We start from the raw sequence: 9,879 nt of genomic DNA on the forward strand, positions 1-9,879 counted from the left end.
GAATGGGACTGCATCCACGTGTGCGATCCGGACGTGATCAAGGGCGAATTCCGGTATCGCGGCGAGACGTATTCGTGGATGATGCTGTATCTCGGCTGCGACATTCACTATTGCTACCACAACCAAGTCGGCATCGCGTTCGCGAAGGACATCGCCGGCCCGTACGTGAAATACGAGGGCAATCCGATCGTCGCCTACGACGAAGTGTTCCATTGGGGCGCGGGGCAGGCGTGCATGGTGTCGCTCGACGGCAAGGGGCGATTCCGCATGCTGTACACGCAGACGGTGCACGAATACGAGAAGCATTCGCTGCGCGGCCGTGTGTTCTGGCGCGACTTCGATTTCTCGGACGCGGACGCTCCTTGGATCGGGGAGGAGGTCGCCATGCACGAGGGCGGCATTACGGAGCGGGGCGGCGCGGCGACGGACGGGGAGCCCGTCTGCGCGAATCCGACGCTCGTCTGGGACCGCGAGAACGACTTGTATTACATGACGCGCGACGGCACGCCGTTCGACCGGACGCGCACGCCGGGGTTCATCGCGCCGTACACGCAGGTGTGCGTCATCTCGCGCGAGGCTTTCGAGCGGAACGAGGGCGGCTGGCGCACCGTGTACGAGTTCGGCGCGGAAGACACCGGCTTCGAGCGCAACCATAACGGCGGCGTGTTTAAGGACGCGTACGGCTGGCTGTACGCGCCGGGCGTGCTGCCGGTCGCCGTCACGGTATCGGAGCTGAAGGAGCAGGACTTCTTATGGACATACCGGCTGTACTATAAGGAGCTGGCGATCGGACGGGAGGCGGTGCGGGATGTCTAGAACGTTCGTATTGGGCGCGCCGCTCCTCGCGGTCGCGGCCGCCCGAATGAAGGCGGACGTCAACTATATCGGCGTCGCGGACGGGGGCGCGTCGTCGTGGATGACGGCGAATCATGTGTTTCTGCGCGACGTGTGGGAGGACGGCGAGCTGACGACGCGGCGGCTGCAGCGGCTGTACCATCGCTTGTATCCGGGCTCGTCGCTGTGGACGGACGCTTCGCTCGACGAGGAGACGTTCCTTAAGGCGGCCGCGTACGCGCGGGAACGCCGCGCGCGCGTCGTGCTGTGCGTCTGCGAAGGGCAGACGGCGACGCCCGCTATGGGCGACGCGGCGGACTGGCTCGTCGCGGGGCCTGCTGGGGTCGTCGGCGCGCCGGGTCAGGCCGTTACGTTGGGGGCGGGGGAATCCGTCGCGTCGTGGGCCGGCGCGATGGCGTTGTGCCTCATGAACGGGCTCGACCTTGCTCGGATGGAGCCGTTCTGCCGCCGGGCGGCCGCGTTCGCGGACGAACCGCCCTGGTACGACGAGGTCGCGTATGGGTGATGCGGGCGCCCCCGTTCCCGTTATTCATATGACGGACCTGTACCACCCGCACATGGATCCCGACGACCATTGGGACGCAGCTCTCGTGTTCGCGTTAACCGCCGCGGGGCGGTACGACTTGCGCCTCGTCGCGCTCGACCCGCCGCCTTACGGCAAATGGATCGAGTGGGAACCCGCGCGCGGCTTCGGCGATCCGGCGATCCAGGCGGTTCATCAGCTGGGCGCGATCGCGGGCTGCGAGCCCGCCGCGGCGGTCGGCTCTCCCGAAGCGCTGCTGCGCGCGCTCGCGGCGTCGCCGGCGCCGGCGGCGATCCACGTCGTCGGCTCCTGCCGGGACGCGGCGAAGGCGGCCGCGCTCGACCCCGCGCTGTTCCGGACGAAATGCCGGGCGGTCTACTTGAACGCGGGCCTCGGCACGAACGACGCTTCGCTATATCTCGCAGAGCATAATGTATCCCTCGACCCTGCCGCTTACGCGGCGATGTTCGAGCTGCCGTGTCCCGTCTACTGGCTGCCGTGCGCGGAGACGAAGCATTGGGGGACGTCGGCCCGCGGTTCGTTCTACGCGTTCCGCCAGGGCGACGTGTTGTCGGCGTTGTCCCCGCGCCTGCAAAACTACTTCCTGTACGCGCTGACCCGCTCGAGCGACGCCGCTTGGCTGGCGTATTTGGATCGACCCGTCGACCGAGACGCGCTCGCGGCGGCTTCGGCGCAGGAGCGGGGGATGTACTGTACGGCGGGCATCCTGCATGCGGCGGGTTACGCCGTCACGGGCGACGGCCGCCTCGTCGAGGCAGGGGAACGAATCGACGAGCATGTCTACGAGTTCGCGCCGGTGTCCGTCGTCTGCGACGAGAAAGGCCGGACGCGCTGGACGCCGGCGCCCGAAGACTCGGCGATTCGCATGCTGCGCGTGAGGGATCCGCACCGATACCCGTCCGCGATGGCATCGGCGATGCGGGCCGTCCTAACGATCCTGTAAGCACCTAAGGAAGGAGACGGGAATCGAATGAACCAGGAAAGCCTCGCGACCGACGAGAAGGTCGCCTTTTACGAGAAGAACGGGTTCGTGCAAATCGACGGCGTCTTGTCGGCGAGCGAGCTCGAGGAGCTGCGAGCGTACGCGGAGGAAGTCATGGCGATGGAGACGTCGGAATCGGCGCAGCCGGACAAGGCGAACCGCGGGTATTACCGGGTGTTGAATCAACGTTTCAATACGTGGATGGATCATTCGGGGATGGCGAAATTTTCGCTGCACGAACGGTTCGCGGGAATCGCGAACCGGCTGTCGGGCGGACGGGGCATCCGTCTGTTCCACGATCATTTGCTGTTCAAGATGCCGGGGGACTCGAAGCCTACGCCGTGGCATCAGGATTTGCCGTATTGGCCGATGAACGAAACCGGCGCGCTGTCGATGTGGCTGCCGCTCGACGACGTGACGGAGGAGAACGGCTGCATGATGTTCGTGCCGGGCTCGCGCAAGGTGGGCAAGCTCGACGCGATCGACCTGGTCAACCCGCAAGACATCTACGAATTCGAGCAGAGCGAGGCCGCCCGGTCGACGCAGCCGGTCGTCGTCCGGCTGAAGGCGGGGAGCTGCACGTTCCACGACGGGCTGACGTTCCATTACGCGCACCCGAATACGACCGATCGGCCGCGTCGCGTGCTGGCCGTCATCTACATGGTGGACGGCACGACGTATAACGGCAAGCCGCATATTTTATGCGACCGCATGGAGGGCTTGAAGGCCGGCGATCCGCTGGCCGGCGCGCCGTTCCCGAAGCTCGCGTAATGGACAATCTCGATTGCCTTCGCGATTGGAAGATTTTGCGCGATACCGTCGGATTCGTTCGGAAGATTGCGGCGGGAAGGCGGTTTGAAAGCGGATTCCGGGCTTGAGCGCGCTTCGCTCGGCGTGGTACGCTAGATAGCGTATTTTACACATCCAGACGTTTCCTCGTTCATCATTCGATTAAGGAGGAATTCAGCATGAAGTGTAAACCATGTGACGGTACGGGCAAGGTTCGGTGCGAAAGCTGTTCGGGCGAAGGCGTATCCTACGGACGCAGCAAGTGCACGGCTTGCGGCGGCGACGGATTGACGCCGTGCGGCGTCTGCAAGGGGAACGGCAAAGTCGGCTTCTTTCAATGGCTGAAGAAATCCGGATGACGAACGAAGGAATTCGAACATCGGTACCCGCGCTCGGTCGGCTGGACGCCGGCTGAGGCGGGTTCTTTTTTTTACGACGAAGGGGGAGTGTTTATGATCATCCATGAAGTGGCGACGCCGCGCAAACAGCTGGCGTTCACGTTCGACGACGGTCCCGATCCGGTCCACACGGCGAGAATCGCGGCCGCCTTCGAACGGCATGGGGGGCGCGCGACGTTCTTTGTTTTAGGGGGCGCGCTGGAGCGGCATCCCGACGTCGCGCGGGCCTTGCATGCCGCAGGACATGAGCTGGGGAACCACTCGTACAGCCATCCGAGACTGACGGAGCTGGACGAGGACGCCCGCAGGGAGGAACTCGAACGCACCGATGCGCTGATTCGCGACATCGCCGGCGTGCGTCCGACGTCGTTCCGCGCGCCGTTCCTCGCGACCGACGACGCGCTCGAGGCGCTGGCGGCGAGCTACGGCTACGCGCACGCGGGCGGGCTGAACCTCGACTCGATGGATTGGGCGTCGCCCGGCGTCGAACATATCGCGGCTACCGTGCGCGCGGCGTTCCGCGCCGGCGCGGTCATCTTGCTGCACGACGGCGGCGACCGGGAGCAGACGGCCGAGGCGATCGAGCGCCTGCTGCCCGAGGCGGTCGCGGCGGGCTTCGAGCTCGTGACGTTCGCCGAGCTGCGGAGGCAGGCGGCGGAAGCCTCACCGGCATAGTAAATTTTTTTTAGAGTACCCCCCCAATTTGTCCGATGCATACGAATGTACTAGCACAGACGCGAGCATTCGCGGCGAACGGACGAAAGCGGGGCGGCGAAGATGAACGTAGACAATTGCAAGGGCTGCGGTCGATTGAAGCTGAAGAAGCCGGGGCATCTCTTTTGCGCGGATTGCATGTCGGCCCAATCCGACGATTTGCGGAAGATCAAGGAATATATATTGCGGCACCCGCTTGCGACGGTGCTCGACATTCACCGGGAGGCCGGGGTGCCGATCAAGGCGATCCACGATTTTATTCGCGACGACCGCGTGCAATACCGGTAGCGTTTCTTCGTTTCGGCAATCATAGGAATGCAAGGAGGGGCGTCGATTCGGCGCCCTTGCTTTCGTTGTGGTATACTTATGGTACTTTGCTTGTCCGGAGGCGTACCCATTGGTAATTACGTTCGAGCAATTATTGAAGCGGAATCCGGATGCGGTATTCGTTACGTCGCCCGACGGCGCCATCGTCTACGCGAATCCGGCGGCGGACGAATTGCTTGGGGAAGTTTCGGCGGGAGTCGGCCATGCGCATTTCCGGGACGTCCTTCGTTCCGAACAATTCGAGATGCTCCGATATTACTTCGGCCGCGTCGTCGAGCGCGGGGAAGCGCATGTCTTCGACATGGAGGTCCGCAGCGGCCGAACCGGCGCGCCGGTCGAGCTCCATGTGCAATTGGTGCCGCTCGGCGACGAGCGTCCGTCCTTCGTCTCGTTCTGCTTGCGGATCGCCGCGGATCGGGAAGAGCGGGCGAATCCGAAGGCGCTCGACGCGATCGGCGCTTCCTTCATCGAAAGCCACAGCGACCCGATTCTTGTGTTGGATCGGAACGCGACGATCGCGCTATCGAACGGCTCCTTCTCCAAACTGCTCGGATGGCGGAAGGATCAGCTGGAAGGGTTCCATATTCTCCAGTGCCCCTCGATCCCCCCGTATCTCGTCCCGCAGATGCAAGAGTTCGTCGCCCGCGTATTCGCCGGGGGGGGCGACGAAACCGCGACGATGGAGACGATCCGCGTCACCGACCGCGGCAAGGAGTACCAGATGCTGCTCACGTTGACGCCGGTTCGCGATCGCGCCGGGATCGTTCGGTACTGGGCCGTTCACCTCCGGGACATTACGAAGCGGAAGCTTCTGGAGGAGCGGCTGAAGCAGCTGGAATTCGAGCAAGCGCTCGAGCACGAGCTTCGGGAGCTGGAGCATCTCAAGACGGTGAGCCAGCTGGCGGCCAGCATCTCCCATGAAGTCAGGAATCCTTTGACGGTAACGCGAGGATTTATGCAAATGCTGAAGGATTCGTCGCTGGACGAAGAGAAGAAGCGCCGGTATTTCGCGCTGAGCTTGGAGGAACTGGATCGGGCGGAACGCATCATCACGGATTTCTTGACGTTCGCGAGGCCTTCGTTCGAGCAGCCGGAACGGCTCGAGCTCCAGGCGGAGCTGGAGCGCATCGTGGAAGTCATCATGCCTTATGCGAGCATGGAGAACATCGCCGTCGAGCTCGCCGCGCCTTCGGAGCAACGCCTGATCGTGTTCGGCGAAGGCAAGAAGTTGCATCAAGCTTTGATCAACATGATGAAGAACGGCATCGAAGCGACGGAGGCCGGCGGCATGCTGTCGATCCGATTGGAATCGATCAACGGTCGGCCCGTACTGAAATTGGAAGACACCGGAAGAGGGATGGACGAAGAACAGCTAAGGAAGCTCGGGACCCCGTATTATACGACCAAAGCCAAGGGGACGGGGCTCGGCACGATGGTCGCTTTCAGCATATTGAAAGCGATGCGGGCGGAGATCGAGATCGACAGCGTTCCGGGGCGCGGCACCCGGATTACGGTTACGTTCCCTCCGGTCCCGGAGCTTCCTTAATTTGGCGCGGACGGAACGCGCGCCGTCGTGTTCCGATTCCACAACCGTTCCTGTAAGATTAGAGAAACCATAACGCAGCAGGGAGTGTACGGCATGGAACGTTCCGAGGAGCTTCGGGAACATCAAAAATCGGCGGCGAACGGGGCGGACAGCTTCCGCTTGACCCATGCGCTCAGCCGCCATCTAAGCTGGCTCTTCAACGAGCCCGGGGGCTCGCGCCTCAACATATCGAAGATGTCTTTCGAGGGCTTGGAGCTGCCCAATCCGGTCTTTACGAAGGCCGTCTTTCTTCAAGTCGCCTTCCCGGACTGTCGGCTGCCCGGCGCTTCGTTCCAAGACGCTACGGTGACGGACGGATCGTTCGAAGGAGCGAATCTGGAACGCTCGAACTTCGTGAGGGCGTATCTCGTACGTACATCGTTTCGCGGGGCGAATTTGGCAGGGGCCGACTTCTCTAAAGCCGATCTGCAAGGCGTCGATTTCCGTGGGGCCAACCTGACCAAGGCGAAGTTCGCCGGAGCATCCATGCTTCATGCCGACTTCCGGGAAGCCGACCTGCGCGGAGTCGATACAAGCGCGCTTAATTTCTCCGGCGCGAAGCTGGCCGGCGCCATTCGCGACGTACCGTTGTAACGAACCGGGGCCATCGGCCGTAAACTGACTTTACGAAATAAAAACCTCCGCCTGTATTCGCCTTCAGACCCGGTTCTCCGGGCGTAACGGGCAACGCAGGGGGAGGTTTTCTCGTTTCAAGCGGGAAATTGACCCGGACAAAACGTATCCTTCATAATAACGGTATTCCGCGTATGAAGGAGAGAGCCATGGATATCAGCATCTTGCAATTGATCGAAGGCGCAAAGCGCGCGACGGGCCTTGCGGTGATCATCGACGTGTTCCGAGCGTTCTCTACGGCTTGCTATGTCATCGACCGAGGCGCGGCGGCGATCGTCCCCGTCGGGGACATCGAGACGGCGTACCGGCTGAAGCGAGAGCACCCGGATTATGTGCTCATGGGCGAGCGCGGCGGCGTCATGCAGCCGGGCTTCGACTTCGGCAATTCGCCGACGCACGCGGAGCGCGCCGACTTTACCGGCCGCACCGTTGTCCATACGACGAGCGCGGGCACGCAAGGCATCGCGAACGCGGCCGGCGCCGACGAGGTGATTACCGGCAGCTTCGTCAACGCGGGCGCGATCGTTCGATACATCCAGGCTCGCCGGCCCGAACGGGTATCGCTCGTCTGTATGGGACTTGGCGGAGCAAAGCCGGCGGACGAGGACACGTTATGCGCCGAATATTTGCGCAACGCGCTCGAAGGGAAGCCGAACGACTTCGCGGCCGTCGTCCGGTATTTGCGGGAGGAGAGCCGCACCGGCAGCTTTATGGATTTGACCGGCGAGGCGACGGAGACGTCCGCTCCGAAGTCGGACTTCGAGCGTTGCCTCGACCTCGACCGGTTTCCGTTCGTGCTGAAGGTCGTTCCGTTCGGCGACGGACTGAAGCGGCTTGAGAAGGTGATGGCGTAATTCGCGAAGCCGCGCGGGAAGGGACTGCCCCAAAAGTCATAAAATGACTAGGAGCAGTCCCTTCTTTTTACAAGCACGACGTTCCAATGCCGGCTGCCGCGCATCCTCGCAAACGCTCCTCCCGGGTTGATCGCCTTGCTGCATATGCTTGAACCCTAAGGACTCGTCGCCGGACGAGTTCTTTTCTTTACGCTTCCTTGAAGCTGCGGATCGCAGCCTTCAGCCGGCCTTGATGGCGGCGCAACAGCTCTTCGGCCTGGCTCGCGTCCGTGCCGGTTTCGATCATCATGATTGCGGTTTTCACTTGCATGTTCGCTTGCTTGAGCGCCTCGACCGCCTGCTGCTCCGGGACACCGGTTACGGTGCGGACGATGCGGATCGACCGATCGTACAGTTTTGCGTTGCTGGCTTTCAAATCGACCATGAGGTTGTTATATACTTTCCCCAGCTTGATCATGACGCCTGTCGTCAGCATATTGAGCACCAGCTTCTGGGCTGTGCCGCTCTTGAGTCTAGTGGAGCCGGCGACGACTTCGGGACCGACGTTCGGCGCGATGCAAATGTCGCACGCTTCCTCGATGCGGGAGTTTTGGTTCGTCGTGATCCCGATCGTGCCCGCCCCGATCGATTTCGCCCGGCGGATCGCGCCGAGCACGAAGGGGGTGGAGCCGCTGGCCGTAATACCGACGACGACGTCGCGGGCGGTGACGCCCTTCTCGTCGATCAAGCGCTCGCCGGCTTCCGCATCGTCCTCGCAGCCTTCGACGGCGGTGCGCAGGGCGACGTCCCCGCCGGCGATGTAGCCTTGTACCAGCTCAGGATCGGTGCCGAAGGTCGGCGGACATTCGCTGGCGTCGAGCACGCCGAGCCGGCCGGACGTTCCCGCGCCGACGTAAAACATGCGGCCGCCGTCCTTTAGGGCTTCGTACAGCCGATCCACCGCGGCGGCGATCGATTCGATTTCCTTGCCGACCGAGACGGGAACGAGCTGGTCTTCGTTATTCATTAACGTCAGCATCTCTCGTGTATCGCATTCGTCGATCGATTGCGTGGAGGGATTGATTTTCTCCGTTGTCAGTTGCGCGAAGTATGAATTCATCTCTCATCCATCCTTTTTTTACTGCTTGTATTTATCCCTTAATAGATCCTAACGTCAACCCCGCTACGAAGAAGCGCTGCAGCATAGGGTAGAGGATGATGATCGGCAGCGTCGACGTGATGATGACCGCCGACTTGATCGACATGGCGATCGTGCTGCGGTCCGCCATGCCGGCGCCGTCGCCTACCATCATTGTCCCGTTCACGATGTTACGCAGGAACAGCATGACGGGATACTGCGTAGCGTTCAGGTAAATCAACCCGTTAAACCAGTCGTTCCAAAAAAACACGGCCGTATACAATCCGATGGTGGCGATGGCCGGCGTGGAGAGCGGAACGACGATCCGGCGCAAGATGCCGAAGTAGCTTAACCCGTCGATAACGGCGGCCTCTTCGACCTCCGTTGGGAACGCCCGGAAGAAGCTGATCAGGATGATCAGGTTGAATTGATTGATCGCGAACGGAATCAGCATCGCCCATACCGTGCCCGTCAGGTGAAGATTGGAAATCAACAGATAAGTAGGGATCAGGCCGCCCGAGAAAAACATCGAAAACACGATCAGCTTCATGACGAGCTTATGCCCGTACAGGAACGGCTTGGACATGGCGTACGCGAATACGATCGAGACGACCAGCGAGATCGCGGTTCCGCCGACGGTGTAAACCAATGTGTTGCCGTAAGCCTTGAAGAAATTCGGGTACGTGAAAATTTGCTTGTACGCTTCGAAGTTGAAGCCCACCGGAAGAAGCGACACCCGATTGTTTACGATCGCCTCCGGACTCGATAAAGACAACGCCAGCATGAAAATGAAGGGTACGATGCAAATCAGGACGACCAGCACCATGACCAAGTTGACGATCACGTCGGTCATCGTGACGGAACGAAGCTTTCCTTGTTGGTTCACGTTCTCGGCTCCTTTCCAGAGGGTTAGTAGATGCTCTCGCCGGAAAATTTCTTGCTGAGCCAGTTCGTGCCGGAAACGAGGATGACGCCGATCACGCCGCTGAACAGACCGATCGCCGTGGCGTAAGAATAGTTCTGATTGGCTAAGCCCGTACGGTACACAAGCGTATCGATAATGTCGCTGACCATGGCGTTG

Annotated in this window: 12 protein-coding genes; 10 read left to right on the forward strand and 2 right to left on the reverse strand. The window is 61.5% G+C overall.

Features of this window, described 5'->3' with window-relative positions; all coding sequences use genetic code 11:
• The 10 genes from VEZ38_RS00225 to VEZ38_RS00270 form a co-directional block, all read left to right on the forward strand.
• Window positions 1-816 (forward strand): hypothetical protein (locus tag VEZ38_RS00225; RefSeq protein ID WP_324890726.1); only part of this gene is annotated, 816 nt, incomplete at its 5' end.
• A complete protein-coding gene (locus VEZ38_RS00230) occupies window positions 809-1,360 on the forward strand; it encodes a hypothetical protein (RefSeq protein WP_324890728.1) in 552 nt (183 codons plus the stop codon). The genes VEZ38_RS00225 and VEZ38_RS00230, both read left to right, overlap by 8 nt.
• Window positions 1,353-2,342: a hypothetical protein gene (locus VEZ38_RS00235; RefSeq protein WP_324890730.1), complete on the forward strand. Its 990-nt coding sequence runs from the start codon at window positions 1,353-1,355 to the stop codon at window positions 2,340-2,342. The genes VEZ38_RS00230 and VEZ38_RS00235 overlap by 8 nt, the downstream gene beginning before the upstream one ends.
• Window positions 2,343-2,369: 27 nt before the next feature.
• A complete protein-coding gene (locus VEZ38_RS00240) occupies window positions 2,370-3,152 on the forward strand; it encodes a phytanoyl-CoA dioxygenase family protein (RefSeq protein WP_324890732.1) in 783 nt (260 codons plus the stop codon).
• Between the two features lie 197 nt (window positions 3,153-3,349).
• Window positions 3,350-3,529 carry a hypothetical protein gene (locus VEZ38_RS00245; protein WP_324890734.1) on the forward strand — a complete coding sequence of 60 codons (180 nt, stop codon included), beginning with the start codon at window positions 3,350-3,352 and terminating at the stop codon, window positions 3,527-3,529.
• A gap of 93 nt (window positions 3,530-3,622) precedes the next feature.
• The gene (locus VEZ38_RS00250) at window positions 3,623-4,243 is read left to right on the forward strand and encodes a polysaccharide deacetylase family protein (protein WP_324890736.1); all 621 of its coding nucleotides are present in this window, start codon (window positions 3,623-3,625) and stop codon (window positions 4,241-4,243) included.
• 102 nt (window positions 4,244-4,345) lie between these two features.
• Complete coding sequence (locus VEZ38_RS00255; protein WP_324890738.1) at window positions 4,346-4,570, forward strand: hypothetical protein; 225 nt, start codon at window positions 4,346-4,348, stop codon at window positions 4,568-4,570.
• Window positions 4,571-4,679: 109 nt separating this feature from the next.
• Complete coding sequence (locus VEZ38_RS00260) at window positions 4,680-6,155, forward strand: PAS domain S-box protein (RefSeq protein ID WP_324890741.1); 1,476 nt, start codon at window positions 4,680-4,682, stop codon at window positions 6,153-6,155.
• Between the two features lie 93 nt (window positions 6,156-6,248).
• Entirely contained in the window at window positions 6,249-6,788 is a 540-nt protein-coding gene (locus VEZ38_RS00265) for a pentapeptide repeat-containing protein (RefSeq protein WP_324890743.1), read from the forward strand.
• 188 nt (window positions 6,789-6,976) lie between these two features.
• A complete protein-coding gene (locus VEZ38_RS00270; protein WP_324890745.1) occupies window positions 6,977-7,681 on the forward strand; it encodes a 2-phosphosulfolactate phosphatase in 705 nt (234 codons plus the stop codon).
• A 187-nt stretch (window positions 7,682-7,868) separates the two neighbouring features.
• On the opposite strand, the gene murQ is transcribed toward VEZ38_RS00270, so the two are convergent.
• Window positions 7,869-8,780, reverse strand: a complete 912-nt coding sequence (murQ, locus tag VEZ38_RS00275) for an N-acetylmuramic acid 6-phosphate etherase (protein ID WP_324890749.1) — start codon at window positions 8,778-8,780, stop codon at window positions 7,869-7,871.
• Window positions 8,781-8,811: 31 nt separating this feature from the next.
• A complete protein-coding gene (locus tag VEZ38_RS00280) occupies window positions 8,812-9,684 on the reverse strand; it encodes a carbohydrate ABC transporter permease (RefSeq protein ID WP_324890751.1) in 873 nt (290 codons plus the stop codon).
• Window positions 9,685-9,879: the final 195 nt, after the last annotated feature.

It is taken from the genome of Paenibacillus sp. (assembly GCF_035645235.1).
Lineage (GTDB): Bacteria > Bacillota > Bacilli > Paenibacillales > YIM-B00363 > Paenibacillus_AE.